Source organism: Sphingomonas jinjuensis (genome assembly GCF_014197105.1).
Classification (GTDB): Bacteria; Pseudomonadota; Alphaproteobacteria; order Sphingomonadales; family Sphingomonadaceae; genus Sphingomonas; species Sphingomonas jinjuensis.
In genome coordinates this window covers 211,218-233,682 of sequence record NZ_JACIEV010000003.1, presented here as the reverse complement: position 1 = coordinate 233,682, position 22,465 = coordinate 211,218, and the positions used below count along the sequence as shown (strand labels likewise).

Genomic DNA, 22,465 nt, shown 5'->3' with positions numbered 1-22,465 from the left:
GCTGAACCCGTTTCAGCATGACGTAGGTGGGCAGCGCCCGCCCTCCGCCGTGCGTAGGCGCGGCGGCATGACGGTCTCCGCCACCATCCAGGGGTGTTGATCGCCCGGCTGCCTGACCGTCACGACCCACCCACCGGCAAACCTCACCGCCACGCCGCCGGTGTGCGCCAGGGTCTGCCGATCGAGCCGCAGCCAGCGCGGCCGGCACCGCCGTGGCAGCCCGCGCTCGCTCACCGCGACGTCCGCCTGCCCGCACGCCGCGATCAGCTGACCCGCGGGCACCAGATAGCCCGACCGCGTCGCCATCACCCGCCATCGCCGCCCCTCGCGCATCAGGTCGACGATGCACAGGTCGCGGCTGCACCGCGCCTCGCGCCGGCCGTCGAGCAGCAGCGGCTCACCGTCGGTCCCGCCATTCTCCGCCAGCGTCGAGCGCGTATAGTCCCCCGTCCGCTCGCGCAGCAGCGCCAGTCCGTCACCGGTTCGCACCGCGACATGCCGTCCGTCCCCCGTCACCAGCAGGTCGGGCGGCGGCGTGACCAGCGCCCAGACCGCGCCCGCCGCCAGCGGCACCACCCCCAGCGCCCGCCACCACGTCCGCCACAGCGCCAGCCACAGCCCGCCGCCGACCATGATCGCGAACGCCCCGACCGGCATCGACGGCAGCGCCACGACCGATCCCGGCGCCGCCGCCACCGTCCGGGCGATCCACAGCAACGCCGTCACCGCCTGCCCCGCCAGCCACCAGAAGGGCGCGCCGGCTCCGACCAAGTCGAACACCAGCGCCAGTGCCTCGATCGGCATGATGACGAACGTCGTCAGCGGGATGGCGACGATATTCGCGAGTGCGCCATAGACACCGGCCTTGTGAAAGTGAAACATCGCGATCGGCATCAGCGCCAGTTCGACGACGACGCCGGTCACCAGCAGCGACGCCAGCGATCGCCCCACGCCCCGTATCCGCCCCTCATCATGCGGCTCGAAGAATGCCCGTATGCGCGGTTGCTCGTGCAACGCCACGATTGCGGTGATCGCGGCGAACGACAGCTGGAAACTTGGCCCGACCAGCGCCTCCGGCCGGAATACCAGCACCACCAGCGCACCCGTCGCCACCAGCCGCAGAGTCATCGCCTCGCGTCCCACCGCCAGCGCCGCCAGCACCAGCAATGCCGCGACGCAGCTGCGGATCGTCGGCACCTGAGCGCCCGTCAGCCAGGTATAGCCGATCGCCGCGACCGCCCCCGCCACTGCCGCGACCAGCGGCAACCGCACGCGCAGCGCCAGCCACGGGCTCAGCGCCAGCAGCCGCAGCACGATCACCATCGTCGCGGCGACCACCGCGGTGATGTGCAGCCCGCTGACCGAGAGCAGATGCGCCAGCCCCGCCCGCCGCATGGCCTCGGCGTCCGCCTCCTCGATCGCGCCCTCGTCGCCCGTCACCAGCGCGGCCGCGATGCCGCCGCGGCTACCCTCGAGCCTATCGTTGATGTGCCGCGTCAGCCGCTCGCGCAGTCCGGCCGACGCTTCTCCCGGCGCGGTCACCGCCACCGGCGCAAACCCCCGCCCGGTCGCCCCCAGCCCACCGAACCACGCCACCCTTGCGAAGTCGTAGGCGCCGGGCACCGCCGGCCCCGGCGGCGGCATCAGCCGCGCGCGCAACGACACGCCGGCGCCGACCGTCAGCGCCGCGGGTGCGTCCGCTTCCGCCAGATTGACCCGCACCCGCTTCGGCAATCCGCCGCCCGTCGTCGCGATCGTCAGGCGCATCACCCCACGCGCCGCCAGCCGGTCGATCGCCTCGACCCGCCCCGTCACCATCGCCACCACCGGCCGCGCCAGAACGGGCGCCGCGACGCGCTCCGCCCGCCACCAGGCGCAACCGACGCCCAGCGCCACCATGAGCAGCCCGATCCCCGACGCCCGCGCCAATCGCCCGGCGCGCCCCACCGCCAGGCACCCGAGCCCGCCCGCCAGCGCCGCCAAGGCCAGCACCTGCCACGCCCATAGATCGCCGAGCACGAACCACGCTGCGACCCCGACGCCGAACGTCACCGGCAGCCACAGCACCAGCTGGTCGCGCTCCGCTTCCAGCCAGCGCTCGACGGCGCCCGTTCCCGGCCAATCGAGGCTTGGGTTACGCCGGAACGGCATGCTAGGGGGCGCGGCGGCTGAAGAGGCCATCCATTCGAGCTTGGGAGCACGCGCGCTTGAGCGCAACGATCGATCACGACACCGCCACGGAAGCGAAGCAGAACGGCACCGTCGTCACCCGCTTCGCACCGTCGCCGACCGGCTACCTCCACCTGGGCGGCGCGCGCACCGCGCTGTTCAACTGGTTGTTCGCGCGCCATCATGGCGGCCGCTTCCTGCTCCGCATCGAGGACACCGACCGCGCCCGCTCTACGCAGCCGGCGATCGACGCGATTCTGGAGGGCATGCGCTGGCTCGGGCTCGACTGGGATGGCGACGCCGTCATGCAGTTCGCCCGCGCGGATCGTCACGCCGCCGTCGCCGCCGAGCTGCTTGAGCGCGGCCACGCCTATCGCTGCTGGATGACGCAGGACGAGATCGCGCAGCAACGCGCCGAGGCGCAGGCCGCCAAGCGCCCCTTGCGGATCCGCAGCCCCTGGCGCGACCGCGATCCCTCGGAAGCACCCGCCGGCCAGCCCTTCGTCGTTCGCCTACGTGCGCCGCAGGAGGGCGCGACGACGATCGACGATCAGGTGCAGGGTCCGGTCACCGTCCAGAATGCCGAGCTCGACGACCTGATCCTGCTGCGTTCCGACGGCACGCCGACGTACATGCTCGCGGTGGTGGTCGACGACCACGACATGGGCGTGACCCATGTCATCCGCGGTGACGACCACCTCAACAACGCCTTCCGCCAGTTGCCGATCATCCGCGCGATGGGTTGGGCCGAGCCGGTCTATGCGCATATCCCGCTGATCCACGGCCCCGACGGCGCCAAGCTGTCGAAGCGCCACGGCGCCGTCGGGATCGAGGCGTATCGCGACACGATGGGCATCCTGCCCGAAGCGTTCGACAATTACCTCCTCCGCCTCGGCTGGGGCCATGGCGACGACGAGATCATTAGCCGAGAGCAGGCGACCGGATGGTTCGACCTCGCCGCCGTCGGCAAGAGCCCCTCGCGCTTCGACCTGAAGAAGCTCGAGAATCTCAACGGCCATTACATCCGCGAGGCCGACGATGCGCGGCTCGCGGCGCTGGTCGTCGAGCGTGGCGGCTGGGGGCACGACGCGCTGCCGCTGGTCGAGCGGGCGATGCCGGTGCTCAAGGTCCGCGCCGCCAACCTCAACGAATTGACCGAAGGCGCCGCTTTCCTGTTCGTCGCCCGGCCGCTGCCGATCGATCCCGCCGCCGCGCCGCTGCTCGAGGGTCATGCACCCGCGATACTGTCTGCGCTGCACAGCGCGCTTGACGCAGTGCACAACTGGGATACGGAAGAACTCGAAGCGGCGGTACGGCAGGTTGCCGAGGCACGTGGCGTGAAGCTCGGCCAGGCAGCGCAACCGCTCCGTGCCGCTCTCACTGGGCGCAAGACGTCGCCCGGGATCTATGACGTCCTCGTGCTGCTCGGGCGCGAGGAGAGCCTTGGTCGCATCGCCGATCATATGGCCGCCTGACAGGAAGGACGCCTTTTCGCATGACCGATTCCGCCAAACTTGCCGTCAACGGTGGTGACTTCGAATATCCGGTCCTGTCGGGCACGATCGGGCCCGACGTGGTCGACATCCGCAAGCTCTATGCCCAGACCGGCGACTTCACCTATGATCCCGGCTTCACCTCGACCGCGAGCTGCCGTTCGGAAATCACCTTCATCGACGGCGACGAGGGCGTGCTGCTCCACCGCGGCTACCCAATCGGCCAGCTGGCCGAGCAGTCAAGCTTCATGGAGGTGTCGTACCTGCTGCTTAACGGCGAGCTGCCGAGCGCCGACGAGCTGGAGAAGTTCAGCCGCACGATCAGCCGCCACACCATGGTCCACGAGCAGCTGGCGACCTTCTTCCGCGGCTTCCGTCGCGACGCGCACCCGATGGCGATCCTGTGCGGCGTCGTCGGCGCGCTCAGCGCCTTCTATCATGACTCGACCGACATCCACGATCCGCAGCAGCGCACCATTGCGTCGCACCGCTTGATCGCCAAGATGCCGACGATCGCGGCAATGGCGTACAAGTACAGCGTCGGCCAGCCGTTCCTGTATCCCGACAATTCGCTCAGCTACACGGGCAACTTCCTGCGCATGACCTTCGGCGTGCCGGCTGAGCCCTATGAGGTGAACCCGGCCGTCGAGCGCGCGATGGACCGCATCTTCATCCTCCACGCCGACCACGAGCAGAACGCATCGACCTCGACCGTTCGTCTCGCCGGTTCGTCGGGCGCCAATCCCTTCGCCTGCATCGCGGCGGGCATCGCGTGCCTGTGGGGTCCGGCGCACGGTGGCGCCAACGAGGCTGCGCTCAACATGTTGCGCGAGATCGGCACGCCCGAGCGCATCCCCGAGTTCATCGCCCGCGCCAAGGACAAGAACGATCCGTTCCGCCTGATGGGCTTCGGCCACCGCGTCTACAAGAACTACGATCCGCGCGCGACCGTCATGCAGAAGACGGTGCGCGAGGTGTTCGACGCGCTGAAGGTCAATGATCCGCTGTTCGAAACCGCGCTGCGGCTCGAAGAGCTGGCGCTCAACGACGATTATTTCGTCGAGAAGAAGCTGTTCCCGAACGTCGACTTCTATTCGGGCGTGATCCTGTCGGCGATCGGCTTCCCGACGTCGATGTTCACCGTGCTCTTCGCGCTCGCCCGTACCGTCGGCTGGGTCGCGCAGTGGAACGAGATGATCACGGATCCCGACCAGAAGATCGGTCGTCCGCGCCAGCTGTACACCGGCCCGACCGAGCGCGACTATATCCCCGTCGGCCAGCGCTAACCGATGCGCCTTCGGCCGATCCTGATCGCGACGGGCGTGATCGTCACGCTCGTCGGTCTGCTCTGGATTGGGCAGGGGCTGGGATACATCATGTGGCCCTCGTCCAGCTTCATGCTGGGCCAGGGCGCCTGGGCCGATCGCGGCGCGGTCGTCGCGGTGTTCGGCCTCGGCCTAATCCTCGTGGCGCGCCGGCTGCGTCGGTAGCGACAGGGTAAACCGCGCGCCCTCGCCCGGCTCGCTCTCAACCGTCAGCTCCCCGCCCATCGCCCGCGCCAGCCGCCGGGCGATGTAGAGGCCCAGCCCGTTGCCCGTCGCCTCCAGCGGGTCGAGGCGCTCGAACTTCGCGAAGACCCGGTCATGATCGGCGGGATCGATCCCACGCCCCTTGTCGGCGACGATCGCATTGGCGAAGCCATCGGGCGTCGCCGTCACGCTTACCGTCACCACCCCGCCCTCGGGCGAATAGCGCACGGCATTGCCGATCAGGTTGACCAGGATCTGAAGCGTCCGGCGGAAATCAGCCATCGCGGTAACGTGTAGCGCCGGCAGCGGCCGCGCTATTGCCACCCCGACCTCGCTCGCCTTCACCGACATCAGCCCGGCGGCGCGGCGCGCGACATCGGCCAGGTCTATCGCGCTCAGCGTCGGGTGGAAATCCTCGCGCTCGATCGCATGGACGTCGATCAGGTCGTCGACCAGCCCCAGCAGGTGCCGGCCGGCGTGCGCGATGTGCGCGGCATAATCGACATATTCCTGCTGGATCGGCCCTTCGGCGGAGGTGCTGATCGTCTCCGCGGTGTCGATGATCCGCGCGAGCGGCGTGCGCAGCGCCTGGTTCAGTCCATCGCCGGCAATCGCCGCCATCGACGGCGGCGGTGCCGGCGTCTCGCTACCCGGCTCGACGATCAGGTTGGCCGCCCCCGAAAAGCCCGCGAAGCCGCCATCGGGATCGCGCCGCACGAACGCCGACAGCATCACCTGCCGCGCATTAGGCGCGCGCAGCAGGGCGCGCTGCTGCTCAAACGGCTTACGCTGTGCGACCGCCTCCAGCAGCGGCATCGATCCGTCGCGATCTTCCTCGAACTGGAACAGCGCGGTGATCGGCTTGCCAAGCAAGGCAATCGCATCGATCCCCAGCTGCCGCGCCCCGTCGAGCGCGATGTAGGTGAAGCGCAGCGCCGCATCCACGTCCCAGCCCAGGTCGGTGCCGATCGCCGCCGCCGCCGCCTCGTCGATCGGTGCCGGTGCGATCCGCCGCCCCTCGCGCCAGCCGCTGATCGCCAACCGGACGAGGTTGCCGATCGGCTCCGCCTTCACCCACAGCTCGACCGGCGCATCGGTGTCGCCGACCACTACCCCGCGCGAGACGAGGATGCCCAGTCGATGCGCCAGCCGCGCGATCGTCGCCAGCGCCGGCACCGCGATCGGCTGGCCGATACCGCCACCGGCATGATCGTTGAGCGTCGAGAAGACCGGATCGGCGGTGACCAGCCGACCCTCGCGATCGATCGTCGCATAGCTGATGACGTCGTCGATCATCGGGATCGCATTCATCGCCGCGCCTCGCGCGCCAGGGCGTCGATCGCGAGGCGCAGGTCGTGGTGGAGCGTCAACGGCGCCAGCGCCGAGCGAGCCGCCTCGGGCGGCACCGCCATGATGGCGTCGAGCTCGTCGGCGAAGGCTTCCAGATCGCGGCGGGGATCGGCCTCCGCCAGCGCCAGCGCCACCGTTGCAATCGTCGTGCGATCGAGGTTCGCGGCTCGCAGCGCCAACCACAGCCGGTCGCCTTCGGGCTCGAGCACGATCGCGCGTACCGCATCGAAATCGATGTCGAGCGCACGTCCCAGCAGCGCCACGAACAGCGTCAGCTGCCGGTCGCCCAGCGCCTCGACCAGTAGAGGCGCAAGCTCGTGGGGCCGCGGATCGAGCGCGAACGCGAGTCGGCCAGCGACCGCCTCGGGCCGCGCGCTCTCGTCATGCGCTGCAAGGTTGCGCTGCGCCGCCTCGACGATCGCCCGGTCGATCTGCGCATCGTCGCCGCTGCGCGCGGTAATCGTCTCGCGGATCGTCGCGGCCACCCACCAGACCAGCTGATGGTGAAGCTCCGCCGGCAGATCGCTGCCCAGTGGCTGTCCCGTCTCGTTGCCGCTGCGCCGCCGCGTCTCCGCCACCAGCAGCGCGCCGGCGGCCGAGGCGACCACGCCATCGGCATCGTCGGCCAATCGCACCAGCAGGCTCGCGCGATCGCCCGTGGTCGCCGTCGCCCCCAACCCCTGCGCCATCAGGTCGCCGCGGGCCCGCGCGATCAGTTCGTCCATCAACCGCCGGTCGCGCAGCAGACCGGCACGCGACAGCCGCGTCTCGACCTCCGCGTGGCCGCCCAGCAGCATATCGGCCCGCTGATGCTCTCCCTTGCCCTGCAGAACGCGAGAGGCGTGGCGGCGAAGCTCGGTCTCGATCGCCCCGACCAGTCCGGCGAGCAGTCGGCTCACCGCGGACCGCAACCGATCGTCGAGTCGCGCGTCGCGGGGAATGAAAAAATCGTCGATCGCACCGGTCAGGCGGGCGTCGGCACGGCCTCGCGCCGCGCGTGCCGCGGCAAGCCGCGCCGTCAGCTGCGCCCGCTCTTCTGAAGTCGACACGTCGGTCATCACCATAGCGATAGCCAAGTCTCGGTTACGACGAGATTAAGCTTGTCGCCGCAGCCGCTCGATTGCGGCCGAGGCGGTTGCGGTAGCATAGCCGCCCGCCAGCACCAGTCCCGCGATGGGCATCGCGGCCGCGGCACCGAGCAGCAACGGCAGCAGATAGGCGGGTGGGCTTCCCCACCAGCGACGCCGCGGCACCTTGCCGATCGCCCGCTCGCCGAGCACCGCGATGACGATCAGCGCCACCGCGGCGAGCAGCGGCCCGCCCTCGCTGCTGACCCGCGCCGCGGCATGGCCATACACCAGCGCCGCCAACCCGGGCAGGATCGCCGCGGCATGGCGGAACGGCCGCGCCGATTCGCCCTCGTCGCGCAGTTCAGCGAACACCGCCGCCAGTGACAGCGCCACCGTCGCGCCCAGCGCCAGGATCAACCCGATGAGAGGATGGTCGAACGCCAACGTCGCCAAGCCGACGACACCGACGACCGCCCCGCCCCCGGCGATCGCGACCGGCGGCACCGCGCGCGGCACCAGCACCGGCACCAGCGCCCGCGCGATCGGGGCGACGACCAGCCGATCGAACCAGCCGCGCCGCGTCGACACCATCGCCGCCAGCACGGTGCGCCCGCGCGCTTCCAGCGCCGCGCCGCTATGCCCAATCGCATGGCCGTGGCGCTCGGCATCGCTCGGCAGCAGCACATGGATCGCGCCCGCCTGCGACGCGAGCATCAGCAGCGTCGCCTGAAGGTCATAGTCGCGCGGCATCTCCGCCGCCTCGCCGAAACGCCGCGCATCGAGTCGTGCCGCGCCGGCCCAAGCCATACCGCCGCCGACGCGCTCGTATCCCGGCCGCATCGCGTCGTCGGGCACGACGAGCAGTGCGTCTCGACCGTCGCGCGCGATGACCTCCATGACGTCGTCGGTGGTGGTCAGCCCATCAGCGAGCATGACGATGCGCGCGAGGGGGTGGAATTTCTGTGCCGCCTCGGGCGCGGTCCGCACGGCATCGACGGCGACGCCGCGACGCCCGATCCGTCCCAGCGCGCCGAGCAGTTCCGGCGTCAGTCGCGACACCAGCACGACGATCTGCGCGACGCCGGCACCGATCAGCAGCCGCGCCTGATACTCGATCAGCGTCGTGCCGCCGAACGGCAGCGTGGCGGTGAGCATGCCCGGCCGATCGTCGGCCTCGTGAACGGCGATGAGGAGCCCGGCGAGCATGGCAGGGCTGTTACGGGACCACGGCGGGGATGCAACCCGCAACCGGCGGCAAAGCGACGCGCGTTTGCCGAAACGACCGCTGCCTTACAGGCGAGCGATGGCGCGCTTGATCTTCGTCAACAGCTCGGCATCCCCCGCGCGATCCGACGCTTCGGTGGCCAGCGCCATCAGGCGAACCGCACCGAAGCTCGCCGCCAGCCCCTTCAGGCGGGCGGCGGCATTCCGCCAGTCCTCGGGCGTCGCGGCACGCTCCAGCGAGAGCGCGGTGCGCTCGGCGCTCTCGACGAACGCCACGCGCAGCTCGGCGATCAGGCCGGGCTCGTCGCCGACGGCGGCCGCAAGCGCCGAATCTATTGCCCCGGGATCATATGCCATGCCACCGGCTCTACCGATCGCATGATTAAGCAATGGTTACCTCGATCCGTCGCGCGGGCGTTCCGCCACGCGTTCCACGCCGCCGGAGAACGTGTTACGCGTAGGGTTGAGTTATGGGGGACAGCATGATCGTCGACATTCGCGGGGAGCCCATCGCCGCTCCCGGCCCCGACGCCGCTGAGATCGGGCCGGTCGACGACATCTTCGAACTGGAGGAGTCGCTGGATCAGGCCGGCGGCCGGCTCTGGATCGCGCCGACGCTCGCCGCGGTCGTCTGCGTCGCCTGGATTGCCGGCATGCTCGCTCTGTCCTGGCGCTGGCTACCAGGCCTGGCGCCGGTCGAGATCGCCCAGTTCGTCGCTGCGCTCGCCGTCGTCCCGGCGCTGGTAGGGATCGTCTGGCTGCTCGCGATGCGTACCAGCCGTGCCGAGGCACGCCGCTTCGGCGCCACCGCCCGCGCCATGCGGGCCGAGGCGGCGGTGCTGGAGCGTACCGTGTCAGCGATGTCGCGCGTGCTCGAGGCCAACCGCCGCTCACTCGCCGAGCAGGCCGCCGAACTCGCCGCGCTCGGCGACACCGCCGGCGAACGGCTCGCCGCCGTCGGCCGCGGCCTCGCGCTGGAGATCGGCCAGGCGGAGGCGCATGCGCGCAGCCTGTCGTCGGTCACCGCCGACACCCAATCGTCGCTCGGCGTCCTGCTGGCGTCGCTGCCCCGCGCGCAGGCCGAGACGATGCATATCGGCAAGCTGCTCGACGAAACCGGCCTCGCCGCCAGCGAGCACGCCGCCGCGCTCGACGCGCGCCTCAATGCGCTGGTCGAGCGGGGCCGCGAGGCCGACACCGTCGCCGGCGGTGCCGCCCAGCGTCTCGCCGCGCATATCCAGCGGATGGAGGCGACTAGCGAGACCGCCGGCGCCCGGCTGGAAGCGGTCACCGGCGAAATGTCGACCGCCGTCGACGCCCTGCTCGGCCGCACCGCCGACGCCGTCGACGAGGCGCGCAAGGGTATCGCCGCTCAGGGCGACGCGATGCTCGCCATGGTCGGCGCCAATCAGGCCGCACTGGATAGCGCCGCGCGCGACAGTGCTGAGGCGCTGGCCGAGCGCATCGCGGCGGTCGAAAGCGTGATCGATCGCCTCTCCGCCCGGCTCGACACGCAGCGGCGCGATGGCGACGATCTGGTCGCCGCCCTCGAATCGGGCATTGCCCGCGTCGAGCAGCGACTGAACGCGCTTCATAGCCAGGGCGTCGAACGCTCGCAGCTGCTTGCCGCCTCGATCAGCGCGCTCGGCGGCTCGGCCGATGCGATGACGGTATCGCTCCAGGCCGGCGACGACATGGCCTCGCGCACCATTGCGACGACCGAGTCGCTGCTGATCGCGCTCGACGCCGCCGCGCGGGAGATCGACGAGACGCTGCCCGAAGCGCTCGGCCGGCTCGACGAGAAGATCGCGGCGAGCAAGGCGGTCGTCGTCCAGGCGCGTCCGGAGCTACTCGCGCTCGTCACCGCCGCGGAAAGCACGCATGACGCGATCGAGGCGATCGCCGGCGTCATATCCGAACAGCGCCGCACGCTCGACCATCTGTCGTCGACGCTGCTCCAGACGCTGACCGACGGCCGCGAAAAGGCCGATGCGCTCGGTTCGATGGTCGATGAGACGATCGGGCGGACGCACCTGTTCGCCGAAGAGGCCGCGCCGCGCCTCGTCGAGGCACTGCTGCGTGTCCGCGAGACCGCCTCGGTCGCCGCCGACAAGGCCCGCGAGACGCTGACCAGTGTCATTCCCGAGGCCGCGGACCAGCTCGGCAATGCCAGTGCCGAGGCGATGCGCCGCGCCACCAGCGACACCGTCGAGCGCCAGATCCGCGCAATCGGCGATGCCGCCGACGCCGCCGCCGACGCCGCAACCCGCGCCACCGAGAAGCTGGCGATCCAGGTCCAGGCGATCGTCGAGCAGTCAGCGCTCGTCGAGAGCCGTATCGAGGACGCCCGCGCCGAGCGCGAGGAAGCGGTGCAGGACAATTTCGCCCGCCGCGCCTCGCTGCTGATCGAGGCGCTCAACTCCGCCTCGATCGACATCGCCAAGAGCTTCTCGCCCGAAGTCTCGGACAGCGCCTGGGCGGCCTATCTGAAGGGCGACCGCGGCGTCTTCACCCGCCGCGCCGTTCGCATCCTCGAGCCGGTCGAGGCTCGCGAGATCGCTCGCCTCTACGACGAGGAAGGGCCGTTCCGCGAGATGGTCAACCGCTACATCCACGACTTCGAAGGCCTGCTGCGCACGATCCTCGCGCAACGCGACGGCTCGCCGCTGGGCGTGACCTTGCTGTCGTCGGATATGGGCAAGCTGTACGTGGCGCTGGCGCAGGCGATCGATCGGCTGCGGTAACGTTCGTGGTCAGCCGGCCTTGCCGCTCGGCGGGCCGGTCAGGTCCAGCACCTCGTAGCCGTCGGCGGCGACATGCCGCTCGATGAGGCTGTTCACAGGCTTAACATATCGCGTGCGCTTGGTGATGCGCTCGATCCGGTAAATGCCCAACCCCTGATCGGCGCCATCGGCGTTCGCCAAGGCCGTGTAGCGACGACCGGCGATCTGTCGCAGCGCAATGCCGGTCCACCACGGTTTGTAGGTCGAGCGCAGCATCGCGATGTCGCCGGTGGTGCCGTCTGGCCGTATCCAGAAGCCGACGTCGATCCAGCTGAGGTTTTCGACCTCCGCAGCGACGGGTTGGAAGATGTCGCGCTCCCGAAAGGCGACCGAGGCGTTGCGGGTAGCGGTTCTGCTCACCCGCTCCTCCCATCGCGGTGCGTAGATCAGCGCCGATGGCTCGCCTTGCGTCCGCTTTACCTGCTGCACCAGCCGGTCGATGTCCTGCTCGCTGGCCTGACGCGTCGCAATGCGCAGCGCCAACACGTCGAGCGCGGTCCGCATGGCCTGCTCCCGGGCGATCGGCCGGCGGTATAGCTGCGCAAGCATCAAGCGGGCGGTCGCGCCATTGCCCATCGCTGCCGCCAGCCAGACGCGCTTCATGCCAGCGATCATCGCCGTGCGTGCCAGCCCCGCTCGCGACGCATCGCGTTCGACCGCGTCGAAGGCAGCGTCGGCCTGGCGGAAGTTCTCGAGATTGATCCACATGTCACCGAGCGCGCTCGACGCCGCGATGACCGACGTATCGTCGCCCGGCAGATGATCACGCAACGTCCGCACACGACCGGCAACACCTATTCGATAGGCCTTGAGGTCACCGTCGTGGAGCGCGACGGTGGCATAGGCCTCGTAGATCGCGGCCACCGGCTTCGGATCGGTCGCAGCATGGCGGCGGTTACGCAAGATCGCCGCCCATAGGATATCCTTGGCCTCGCGATACCCGCCGCTGCGAAAGCGCGCCTCCGCCAGTGCGATGCTCGCCTGGGCATCGCGCAACGGGTCGCAGGCCCCCCTGGCGCAAAGGCTCTGCGCCTCTTCCAGTCGCTTGCCGGTGACGATGACGTCGGGAGAAATCGCCTGCAGCAGCAACAGCAACGCCAGCATCACAGAACTCTCGCGATCACGACACCAGCAACGTTCGGTGTATTCCAACCGATGTCAAGTAACGCTTGATCGGCGAGAGCAATATCCTCGCGAATTGCCGCCCGCCGAACCGTCAAATCACGCCGGCGCCAGCAACCCCTCCCGCGCGATTTTCTCGCGCCAGACCAGCGGCGCCAATTGGTGGACGTTCTGCCCTTCGGCATCGACCGCGACGGTGACCGGGAAGTCCTTCACCTCGAATTCGTAGATCGCTTCCATGCCCAGATCTTCGAAGCCGACGACCTTCGATCCCTTGATCGCCCGCGCAACCAAATAGGCAGCGCCGCCGACCGCCATCAGATAGGCGCTCTTCGCCTCGCGGATCGCCTCGGTTGCCGCCGGGCCGCGCTCGGCCTTGCCGACCATCGCGAGCAGGCCCTGGTCGAGCATCATGCGGGTGAACTTGTCCATCCGCGTCGCCGTCGTCGGACCCGCCGGCCCGACCACTTCCTCGCCGACCGGGTCGACCGGGCCGACGTAGTAGATCACGCGGCCGCGGAAGCTGACCGGCAGTTCCTCGCCCTTGGCCAGCATGTCGGCGATGCGCTTGTGCGCGGCGTCGCGGCCCGTCAGCATCTTGCCGTTCAGCAGCAGCCGGTCGCCATGCTTCCAGCCCTGCACCACCTCGGGCGTCAGCGTGTCGAGATCGACACGCTTCGCCGCGCTGTCGGGCTGCCAATCGACCTTGGGCCACTCGTCGAGCTTGGGCGCCTCCAGATACGCCGGCCCGCTGCCGTCGAGCGTGAAGTGGGCGTGGCGAGTCGCCGCGCAATTGGGGATCATCGCCACCGGCTTGGATGCCGCATGGGTCGGCCAATCGAGGATCTTGACGTCGAGGATTGTCGACAGCCCGCCCAGCCCCTGCGCGCCGATCCCCAGCGCGTTGACCTTGTCGAACAGTTCGATGCGCAGCGCCTCGACGTCGTTCCGGGGCCCGCGCGCCTTCAGCTGGCCCATGTCGATCGCGCCCATCAGGCTTTCCTTGGCGAGCAGCATCGCCTTTTCGGCGGTGCCGCCGATGCCGATGCCGAGCATGCCGGGCGGGCACCAGCCCGCGCCCATCTGCGGCAGCATCTCGAGCACCCAGTCGACGATCGAGTCGCTGGGGTTCATCATCTTGAACTTGGACTTGTTCTCCGACCCGCCGCCCTTGGCCGCGACGTCGACCGACACCGTGCTGCCCGGCACCATCTCGACGTGAAGCACGCTCGGCGTGTTGTCGCGGGTGTTGCGGCGGGTGAAGGCCGGATCGGCCAGGATCGACGCGCGCAGCTTGTTGTCGGGGTGGAGGTAAGCCCGGCGCACGCCCTCGTCGACCACCTCCTGCAGGCTGAGATCGCTCTCCAGCCGGCAGTCCTGGCCCCATTTGACGAAGACCGTGACGATGCCCGTGTCCTGGCAGATCGGCCGATGCCCCTCGGCGCACATCCGGCTGTTGGTCAGGATCTGGGCGATGGCATCCTTCGCCGCCGGGCTCTGCTCGGCTTCATAGGCCTCGCCCAGCGCGCGGATGTAATCCATCGGGTGATAGTAGCTGATGAACTGTAGCGCGTCGGCGACGCTCTCGATCAGGTCGGCTTCACGGATCACGATCGTCATGGTCGACTCAATCCTCCGCGGCGATGCGGACGCGCAGGCCGTCGAGCGCGTCGGTGAAGGGCAGCTGGCACGACAGCCGGCTGGTCGCATCGCGGTCGCTTGCCGAATCGAGCAGGTCGTCCTCGTCGGGGCTCATCTTGGGCAGCGCATTGGCGAAGGCGGGATCGACATGGACGTGGCAGGTCGCACAGCTGCAGCAGCCACCGCACAGCGCCAGCACCTCGTCGATCCCCGCATCGCGGATCACTTCCATCACCGACAGGCCAGCCTCGCCCTCGATCTCGCGTTCTTCCCCCTCGCGGGTCTCGACGATAAGCTTGGGCATGACCAATCCTTCCAATGTTTCAGGCGCCCATGCCGTGCCGCGTCGCGGCGATCAACCATGGGGCTGAGCGAACAACAGCTGAAAGCGTCGCTCGATGCGCTTGCCGCAGCCGAGCCCGCGATTGCCGCCGCGCTCGACCGCATCGGCTATCCCCCGCCCCGCATCCGCGAACGCGGCTATGCGACGCTGCTGCGGACGATCCTGGGCCAGCAGGTCAGCGTCAAGGCGGCCGATGCGGTGTGGCGCAAGCTGGCCGAGGTCGCGGGCGACCCGACCGACCCCGCCACGATCCGCGACGCCAGCGACGAGACGCTGCGATCGGCCGGCTTCTCGCGCCAGAAGGCCGGCTATGCGCGCAGCCTGGTCGACGAGATCGCCAGCGGCCGGCTCGACCTCGACAATTTGCCCGCCGACGACGAGGAAGCGATCGCCGCGCTCACCCGCGTCAAGGGGATCGGTCGCTGGTCGGCCGAGGTCTATCTCCTGTTCGCCGAGGGTCGCGCCGATATCTGGCCGGCGGGCGACCTGGCGGTGCAGATCGAGATGGGCCGGATCCTCGGCCACGCCACGCGGCCGAGCGAGAAGCTGACTCGCGAGCTCGCCGCAGGCTACAGCCCGCATCGCGGCGCGCTCGCGATCTTTACCTGGCACCATTACGGCGCCGGTGCCGACGCCGCGCCGGTGTGATGACGTCGGGTGGCAGAATACCCGAACGTCACAAAAGTCGCACCCTCTCGTGCGTGCGCGAGCTGGCCGGTTCCCGAACGTCGACAGAGTAAGGCTTGGGAAGGCCGGCCGTGCGGGCATCGGCTGGTGATGACAGCAACCAGCGTTGTAGGACAGCCCCTTCTCCATCCCCCGCCCAGGCGGATCTATGCCGCCCGCTCGCCCGGTCGCAGCGTCAGCACCTCGACGCCGGTCGCGGTCACCGCGACGGTGTGTTCGCACTGTGCCGACAGCTTCCCGTCCGCCGTCCTGATCGTCCAGCCGTCGTCGCTCTCGACGATCCTGCGCGTGCCCTGGTTGATCATCGGTTCGATCGTGAAGGTCATGCCCTCGCGTAATTCCGGCCCGGTGCCGGCCCGGCCATAGTGCATTACGTCGGGCGCCTCGTGCATCTCGCGCCCGATGCCATGGCCGCAATATTCGCGGACGACCGAATAGCCGTGCTTCTTGGCGTGGCGCTCGATCGCGAAGCCGATGTCGCCGAGCCGCGCGCCCGGCCGGACCGCGCCGATCCCCTTCCACATCGCCGTCTCGGTCACCTGCACCAGCCGCCGCGCCGCCGGGGCGACCTCGCCGACCAGATAGGTCTTGCTGGAATCGGCGATGAAGCCGTTCTTCTCCAGCGTGATGTCGAGATTGACGATATTGCCGTCGCGGACGATCACCTCGGCGTCGGGCACGCCATGGCAGACAACCTCGTTGATCGACGAGTTGAGCACATAGGCGAAGCCATATTGCCCTTTGCTCGCCGGCCGCGCGGCGCAATCGACGGTGATGAACCGCTCGACCAGATCGTTGATCGCCAGCGTCGACATCCCCGCCATCGCCACGCCGTCGAGCATCGTGAACACCGACGCGAGCAGCCGCCCCGATTCGCGCATCAGCGCCCGCTCGTCGGCCGTCTTCACCATTACCCGGCCTTCCGGCATTGCTGCATCACCTTCGCATCCTCGCGCCGCGCCGACGCCCGGCCACCGCTTTCGCGCGGCAATATCGACATTTCCGCCGGCCGACAGCCCGCAAAGCACCTTGCCGCGTCCGCCCCGCTCCGCCAGAGCATGGGGTGATGCCAGCACTGGAAACCCCGATCGGCCGCTCGCTCGGCGAGAGCCATCGCAGCGTCCAGGTGCCGCAGGGCGCCGGATGGCTGCGCAAGCTGGGCGCGTTCATGGGCCCGGGCTTCCTCGTCGCGGTCGGTTATATGGACCCGGGCAACTGGGCGACCGACATCGCCGGTGGCTCGGCGTTCGGCTATACGCTGCTGTCGGTCATCCTCTTGTCGAACCTGATGGCGATCGTCCTCCAGGCACTCGCCGCCCGGCTCGGCATCGCCGCCGGGCTCGACCTCGCCCAAGCCTGCCGCCAGCATTATCGGCGGCCTGTCGCCATCGTCCTGTGGGCGCTCGCCGAAATCGCGATCATCGCCTGCGACCTTGCCGAGGTGCTGGGCACCGCGATCGCATTGCAGCTCCTGTTCGACCTGCCGCTGGTCTACGGCGTCTGCGTCACTGCGCTCGACGCCTTCCTGATCCTCGCGCTGCAGCGCTTCGGCTTTCGCAAGCTGGAGGCGTTCATCGTCGGGCTGCTGGCGATCATCGCCGGCTGCTTCGCCTATGAGCTGTTCCACGCCGCGCCCGATTTCGGTGCGATCGCGCAGGGGCTCATCCCGACGCCGGGTATCGTCACCGATCCCGGCAAGCTCTACCTTGCGATCGGCATCCTGGGTGCGACGGTGATGCCGCACAATCTCTACCTGCATTCCTCGATCGTCCAGACCCGCGCCTTCGTCGTCGACGATGCCGGCAGGCGAGAGGCGATCGGCCTCGCGACGGTCGACAGCACCATCGCGCTCGCGCTCGCCTTCTTCATCAATGCCGCGATCCTGATCCTCGCCGCCGCAGTCTTCCACACCGCCGGACGTACCGACGTCGCCGAGATCGGCGACGCCCACCAACTGCTCGCGCCGATGATGGGCGTCGGCGCGGCGAGCGTCGTCTTCGCGGTCGCGCTGCTCGCCTCGGGCCAGAACTCGACCGTCACCGGCACGCTCGCCGGCCAGATCGTGATGGAGGGCTTCCTCCACATCCGCCTGCCGCTGTGGCTGCGCCGCCTCGTCACCCGCCTGCTGGCGATCATCCCGGCGGTGTTCGTCGTCGGCGCCAGCGGCGACAGCGGGGCGACCCGCTTGCTCGTCCTGAGCCAGGTGATCCTCAGCCTCCAGCTGCCCTTCGCGGTCGTGCCGCTGGTCGGCTTCACCGGGCGCCGCGACGTGATGGGGGCCTTCGTCACGCCCTTGTGGCTACGCACGACCGCCTGGGCGATCGCCGCGATCATCATCGCGCTCAACGCGACGCTTCTCTACGGCATGCTTTGATCCTACGACGCGCGCCGACGATGGCGCGTGACAGACATCGTTTCGCCAGCGTACCGTCAGTCACCTCCTGGAGTTTCGAACCGCTCGTGAGCCAGCTTCTCGCCGAACCCGCCGCCGACCAAGGCTCCATCCCCCTCGCCGCCCGCATCGTCGACACGCTGGCCCATCGCATCGGCAAGGACGAAAAGGCGGCGCGCCCGCACGACTGGCTCGCCGCGACGATCCTGACGGTTCGCGACGAGATCATCGACCGGTGGATGGCCTCGACCAAAGCCGCGCATCAGGCGGGCGCCAAGCGGGTCTATTACCTCAGCCTCGAATTCCTGATCGGCCGCCTGCTGCGCGATGCGATCAGCAACCTCGGCGCGAACGACGCGGTGCGCGAGGCGCTCGCCAGCCTGGGCGTCGACCTGGCCGAGATCGAGGAGATCGAGCCCGACGCCGCGCTCGGCAACGGTGGCCTCGGCCGCCTCGCCGCCTGCTTCATGGAAAGCCTGGCGAGCCTCGATCTGCCCGCCTACGGCTATGGCATCCGCTACGTGAACGGCATGTTCCGCCAGCGGATCGACGACGGCTTCCAGCTGGAACTGCCCGAAAACTGGCTGGCCCACGGCAACCCCTGGGAATTCGAGCGCCGCGAGAGCGCCTATTTCGTCGGCTTCGGGGGCGAGGTGACGGCGACCGAGGAAGGCACCTCGCATTGGTCGCCGGCCGAGGCGGTGGAGGCCGTCGCGGTCGACACGCCGGTGGTTGGCTGGCGGGGAAAGCGCGTCAACACGCTGCGGCTGTGGACCGCGCGTGCGTTCGATCCGATCCGCCTCGACCGCTTCAACGCGGGCGATTTCCAGGGCGCGCTCGCAGGCCAGCTCCGCGCCGAGACGCTGACCCGCGTGCTCTATCCCAACGATTCCACCCCCGCCGGCCAGGAGCTTCGGCTGCGGCAGGAGTATTTCTTCTCGTCCGCGTCGATCCAGGACATCGTCCGCCGCCACGTCCAGTATTTCGGCGACATCCGCACGCTGCCCGAAAAGGCCGCGATCCAGCTCAACGACACGCATCCCGCGGTATCAGTCGCCGAACTGATGCGCTTGCTGGTCGACCATCACGATCTGACGTTCGACGAGGCGTGGGACGTCACCCGAGCGACCTTCGGCTACACCAACCACACGTTGTTGCCCGAGGCGCTGGAAAGCTGGCCGCTGCCCTTGTTCGAACGCTTGCTGCCGCGGCACATGCAGCTGGTCTATGCGATCAACGCGAAGCTGCTGCGCGGCGCGCGGGCGCAGGGCGTCGACGACCACGCCATCTCCGCGATCAGTTTGATCGACGAGGGCGGCGAGCGGCGCGTGCGGATGGCGAACCTCGCCTTCGCCGGCAGCCATTCTGTGAATGGCGTCGCCGCGCTCCATACCGAACTGATGAAGTCGACCGTCTTCGCCGACCTCCACCGCGTCTTTCCCGACCGGATCAACAACAAGACCAACGGGATCACCCCGCGCCGCTGGCTGCAGCAATGCAATCCGGGGCTGACGTCGCTGCTGCGCGAGACGATCGGCGACGCCTTCCTGGACGATGCCGAGGCGCTGACCGCGCTGGCCCCGCATGCCGAGGATGCCGCCTTCCGCGACCGCTTCGCCGCGGTGAAGCGCGAGAACAAGGTCGCGCTGGCCCAATATCTGAAGGACACGATGCGCCTGCGCCTCGATCCCGACGCGATGTTCGACGTCCAGATCAAGCGCATCCACGAATATAAGCGCCAGCTGCTCAACATCATCGAGACGGTCGCGCTCTACGACCAGATCCGCAGCCATCCCGAACGCGACTGGGTGCCGCGCGTGAAGCTGTTCGCCGGCAAGGCGGCGTCGAGCTATCACAATGCCAAGCTGATCATCAAACTGGCGAACGACGTCGCCAAGCGGGTCAACGCGGACCCGGCGATCGGCGACCTGCTGAAGGTCGTGTTCGTCCCCAACTACAACGTCAGCCTGGCGGAGAAGATCATCCCCGCCGCCAACCTGTCCGAACAGATTTCGACCGCGGGCATGGAGGCGTCGGGCACCGGCAACATGAAGTTCGCGATCAACGGCGCGCTGACGATCGGCACGCTCGACGGCGCCAATATCGAGATCAAGGACCGCGTCGGCGACGACAATATCTTCATCTTCGGCCTGACCGCTGACGAGGTCGAGCAGCACCGCGCCGCCGGATGGGACCGCCGCGCCACGATCGACGGATCGGCGGAACTGTCGCAGGCGGTGAACGCTATTGCATCGGGGGTGTTTTCCCCCGACGATCCGGGGCGTTACAAAGATCTGATGGGCGGGCTGTACGACCATGACTGGTTCCTCGTCGCCGCCGATTTCGACGGCTATGCCGCTTGCCAGCGCCGCGTCGACGACCGCTGGCGCGATCAGCCTGCGTGGCAGGCGGCGGCGATCCGCAACGTCGCGCAGGTCGGCTGGTTCTCGTCCGACCGCACCATTCGTGAATACGCCCGCGATATCTGGGGCGTGATGTGAAGCCGCCGCGTGGCGCCCTTGCCGCTCTCCTAGAGGGGCGCCACGACGATCCCTTCTCGCTGCTCGGCGTCCACGCCGGCCCTGACGGCAGCTTCGCCCGCGTCTGGCTGCCGGGCGCCGACACTGCCGAGGCGCACGACCTCGCCGGCACCAGCCTCGGCACGCTGACCCGGATCGACGACGAGGGGCTGTTCGAAGGTCCGGTCGCCGGTCCGCCGCAACAGGTGAAGTACAAGGCGAACGGCGGCGGCGCCGAATGGTGGCTCACCGACCCCTACAGCTTCGGCCCCGTGCTCGGCCCCACCGACGACTTCCTCATGGCGGAGGGCACCCACCACCGCCTCTACGACAAGATGGGCGCGCACCTGATCGGGCATGAGGGCGCAAGCGGTATGCACTTCGCGGTCTGGGCGCCCAATGCCCGGCGCGTGTCGGTCGTCGGCGACTTCAACGACTGGGACGGCCGCCGCCACGTCATGCGCCGCCGCGCCGACGTTGGGGTGTGGGAAATCTTCCTGCCCGACATCGCCGAGGGCCGCGGCTACAAGTTCGAGATCGTCGGCCCCGACGGCGTCGTATTGCCGCAAAAGGCCGACCCTTATGCCTTCGCCTCCGAACTGCGCCCCGCGACCGCCTCGCGCACGACCGCACCAATGGCGCATGTCTGGGGCGACGACGACCACCGCGCGCACTGGGCCAGCGTCGATCCCCGCCGCGTGCCCATCTCGATCTACGAGGTCCATGCCGGATCGTGGGATCGCGACGCCAACGGCTGGTATCTGTCGTGGGACCAGTTGGCCGACCGGCTGATCCCCTATGTCGTCGACATGGGCTTCACCCATATTGAATTCATGCCGGTCAGCGAATATCCCTATGATCCGTCATGGGGTTACCAGACGACCGGCCTGTATGCCCCGACGTCGCGCTTCGGCGATCACGAAGGTTTCGCCCGCTTCGTCGACGGCGCCCATCGCGCCGGCATCGGCGTGCTGATCGACTGGGTGCCCGCCCACTTCCCGATCGACGCCCACGGCCTCGTCCGCTTCGACGGCACCGCGCTCTACGAGCATGAAGATCCGCGCCTCGGCTATCACCCCGACTGGAACACCGCGATCTATAATTTCGGGCGGCGCGAGGTGTCGTCGTTCCTCGTCAACAACGCGCTGTTCTGGGCCGATCGCTACCATGTCGATGGCCTGCGCGTCGATGCCGTCGCCTCGATGCTTTATCGCGACTATTCGCGCGAAGAGGGCGAATGGATCCCCAACGACCAGGGCGGGCGCGAGAATTGGGAGGCGGTCGAGTTCCTGCGGTCGATGAACAAGGCGGTCTACGGCCACCACCCCGGCATCATGACCATCGCCGAGGAATCGACCAGCTGGCCCGGCGTGTCGCAGCCGGCGCACGAGGGCGGGCTGGGCTTCGGCTTCAAGTGGAACATGGGCTGGATGCACGACACGCTTCAGTACATGGCGCGCGAGCCGGTCTATCGCCGCTATCACCACAACGAGATCACCTTCGGCCTGGTCTACGCCTTCAGCGAGAACTTCGTCCTGCCGATCAGCCATGACGAGGTCGTCCACGGCAAGGGCTCGCTGCTGACCAAGATGGCCGGCGACGACTGGCAGCAGTTCGCCAACCTTCGCGCCTATTACGGCTTCATGTGGGGCTATCCGGGCAAGAAGCTGCTGTTCATGGGCCAGGAATTCGCCCAGCGCCGCGAATGGGACGAGGGCCGCGCCCTCGACTGGGACCTGCGCGGGTCCGCCGCGCACGAGGGCGTCCGCAATCTGGTGCGTGACTTGAACCGCCTCTACGCCGCCAAGCCTGCGCTCCATGCCCGCGATTGCGAGGGCGAGGGCTTCGAATGGCTGATCGCCGACGATGCCGATGCTTCCGTCTTCGCCTGGCTGCGCAAGGCGCCGGGCGCGAAGCCGGTCGCCGTGATCGCCAACATGACCCCGATCGCGCGCGCGCCGTTCCGGATCCCCCTGCCCCACGACGGGCGCTGGGCGGAAATCTTCAACAGCGACGCCGCCGCCTATTGGGGATCGAACCTCGGCAATCTCGGCGGGCTCGTGGCGAAGGACGGCGCTGCGCTCGTCACGCTACCGCCGCTGGCGACGATCATGCTGGAATATGAGGGATGACGGCAGCCCCG

Annotated in this window: 17 protein-coding genes; 8 read left to right on the top strand and 9 right to left on the bottom strand. The window is 68.9% G+C overall.

What is annotated here, in order from left to right; genetic code table 11:
• Nucleotides 1-12 precede the first annotated feature (12 nt).
• Complete coding sequence (locus GGQ80_RS06795) at nt 13-2,151, bottom strand: ComEC/Rec2 family competence protein (RefSeq protein WP_183983143.1); 2,139 nt, start codon at nt 2,149-2,151, stop codon at nt 13-15.
• Nucleotides 2,152-2,207: 56 nt separating this feature from the next.
• On the opposite strand from GGQ80_RS06795, the gene gltX reads away from it, so the two are divergent.
• From gltX to GGQ80_RS06780, 3 genes are read left to right on the top strand one after another with little or no spacing between them, the layout of a single operon-like run.
• Entirely contained in the window at nt 2,208-3,644 is a 1,437-nt protein-coding gene (gltX, locus tag GGQ80_RS06790; RefSeq protein WP_221364227.1) for a glutamate--tRNA ligase, read from the top strand.
• Between the two features lie 20 nt (nt 3,645-3,664).
• Nucleotides 3,665-4,948 (top strand): citrate synthase, encoded by a 1,284-nt coding sequence (locus tag GGQ80_RS06785; RefSeq protein ID WP_183983142.1) that lies wholly within the window; start codon nt 3,665-3,667, stop codon nt 4,946-4,948.
• A 3-nt stretch (nt 4,949-4,951) separates the two neighbouring features.
• Nucleotides 4,952-5,152, top strand: a complete 201-nt coding sequence (locus tag GGQ80_RS06780; protein ID WP_183983141.1) for a hypothetical protein — start codon at nt 4,952-4,954, stop codon at nt 5,150-5,152.
• Here the strand turns inward: GGQ80_RS06780 and GGQ80_RS06775 are convergent.
• From GGQ80_RS06775 to GGQ80_RS06760, 4 genes are all read right to left on the bottom strand, one after another.
• Nucleotides 5,120-6,502 carry a sensor histidine kinase gene (locus GGQ80_RS06775; RefSeq protein ID WP_183983140.1) on the bottom strand — a complete coding sequence of 461 codons (1,383 nt, stop codon included), beginning with the start codon at nt 6,500-6,502 and terminating at the stop codon, nt 5,120-5,122. The genes GGQ80_RS06780 and GGQ80_RS06775 overlap by 33 nt on opposite strands.
• The gene (locus GGQ80_RS06770; protein ID WP_246346922.1) at nt 6,499-7,617 is read right to left on the bottom strand and encodes a DUF2336 domain-containing protein; all 1,119 of its coding nucleotides are present in this window, start codon (nt 7,615-7,617) and stop codon (nt 6,499-6,501) included. Before GGQ80_RS06770 ends, GGQ80_RS06775 begins: the two co-directional genes overlap by 4 nt.
• An 18-nt stretch (nt 7,618-7,635) precedes the next feature.
• Nucleotides 7,636-8,817: a hypothetical protein gene (locus GGQ80_RS06765; RefSeq protein ID WP_183983138.1), complete on the bottom strand. Its 1,182-nt coding sequence runs from the start codon at nt 8,815-8,817 to the stop codon at nt 7,636-7,638.
• An 84-nt stretch (nt 8,818-8,901) separates the two neighbouring features.
• The gene (locus GGQ80_RS06760) at nt 8,902-9,192 is read right to left on the bottom strand and encodes an Hpt domain-containing protein (RefSeq protein ID WP_183983137.1); all 291 of its coding nucleotides are present in this window, start codon (nt 9,190-9,192) and stop codon (nt 8,902-8,904) included.
• Between the two features lie 125 nt (nt 9,193-9,317).
• Here GGQ80_RS06760 and GGQ80_RS06755 point away from each other — a divergent pair, with 125 nt between their 5' ends.
• A complete protein-coding gene (locus tag GGQ80_RS06755) occupies nt 9,318-11,579 on the top strand; it encodes a coiled-coil domain-containing protein (protein WP_183983136.1) in 2,262 nt (753 codons plus the stop codon).
• A 9-nt stretch (nt 11,580-11,588) separates the two neighbouring features.
• On the opposite strand, the gene GGQ80_RS06750 is transcribed toward GGQ80_RS06755, so the two are convergent.
• The 3 genes from GGQ80_RS06750 to GGQ80_RS06740 form a co-directional block, all read right to left on the bottom strand.
• On the bottom strand, nt 11,589-12,722 hold the full coding sequence (locus tag GGQ80_RS06750) for a hypothetical protein (protein WP_183983135.1): 1,134 nt from the start codon (nt 12,720-12,722) through the stop codon (nt 11,589-11,591).
• 117 nt (nt 12,723-12,839) lie between these two features.
• Nucleotides 12,840-14,360 carry a fumarate hydratase gene (locus GGQ80_RS06745; RefSeq protein ID WP_183983134.1) on the bottom strand — a complete coding sequence of 507 codons (1,521 nt, stop codon included), beginning with the start codon at nt 14,358-14,360 and terminating at the stop codon, nt 12,840-12,842.
• A gap of 7 nt (nt 14,361-14,367) precedes the next feature.
• Nucleotides 14,368-14,685 carry a 2Fe-2S iron-sulfur cluster-binding protein gene (locus GGQ80_RS06740; RefSeq protein WP_183983133.1) on the bottom strand — a complete coding sequence of 106 codons (318 nt, stop codon included), beginning with the start codon at nt 14,683-14,685 and terminating at the stop codon, nt 14,368-14,370.
• 57 nt (nt 14,686-14,742) lie between these two features.
• Between GGQ80_RS06740 and GGQ80_RS06735 the strand changes: the two genes are divergently transcribed.
• Nucleotides 14,743-15,372: a DNA-3-methyladenine glycosylase family protein gene (locus tag GGQ80_RS06735; RefSeq protein WP_183983132.1), complete on the top strand. Its 630-nt coding sequence runs from the start codon at nt 14,743-14,745 to the stop codon at nt 15,370-15,372.
• Between the two features lie 185 nt (nt 15,373-15,557).
• On the opposite strand, the gene map is transcribed toward GGQ80_RS06735, so the two are convergent.
• Entirely contained in the window at nt 15,558-16,322 is a 765-nt protein-coding gene (gene map, locus GGQ80_RS06730) for a type I methionyl aminopeptidase (RefSeq protein ID WP_183983131.1), read from the bottom strand.
• A 155-nt stretch (nt 16,323-16,477) separates the two neighbouring features.
• Here map and GGQ80_RS06725 point away from each other — a divergent pair, with 155 nt between their 5' ends.
• The 3 genes from GGQ80_RS06725 to glgB all read left to right on the top strand — a co-directional run bounded on the left by GGQ80_RS06725 (nt 16,478) and on the right by glgB (nt 22,454).
• Nucleotides 16,478-17,785 (top strand): Nramp family divalent metal transporter, encoded by a 1,308-nt coding sequence (locus GGQ80_RS06725; protein WP_183983130.1) that lies wholly within the window; start codon nt 16,478-16,480, stop codon nt 17,783-17,785.
• An 86-nt stretch (nt 17,786-17,871) separates the two neighbouring features.
• The gene (locus GGQ80_RS06720; protein ID WP_343050907.1) at nt 17,872-20,304 is read left to right on the top strand and encodes a glycogen/starch/alpha-glucan phosphorylase; all 2,433 of its coding nucleotides are present in this window, start codon (nt 17,872-17,874) and stop codon (nt 20,302-20,304) included.
• Entirely contained in the window at nt 20,301-22,454 is a 2,154-nt protein-coding gene (gene glgB, locus GGQ80_RS06715; protein ID WP_183983128.1) for a 1,4-alpha-glucan branching protein GlgB, read from the top strand. The genes GGQ80_RS06720 and glgB overlap by 4 nt, the downstream gene beginning before the upstream one ends.
• Nucleotides 22,455-22,465: the final 11 nt, after the last annotated feature.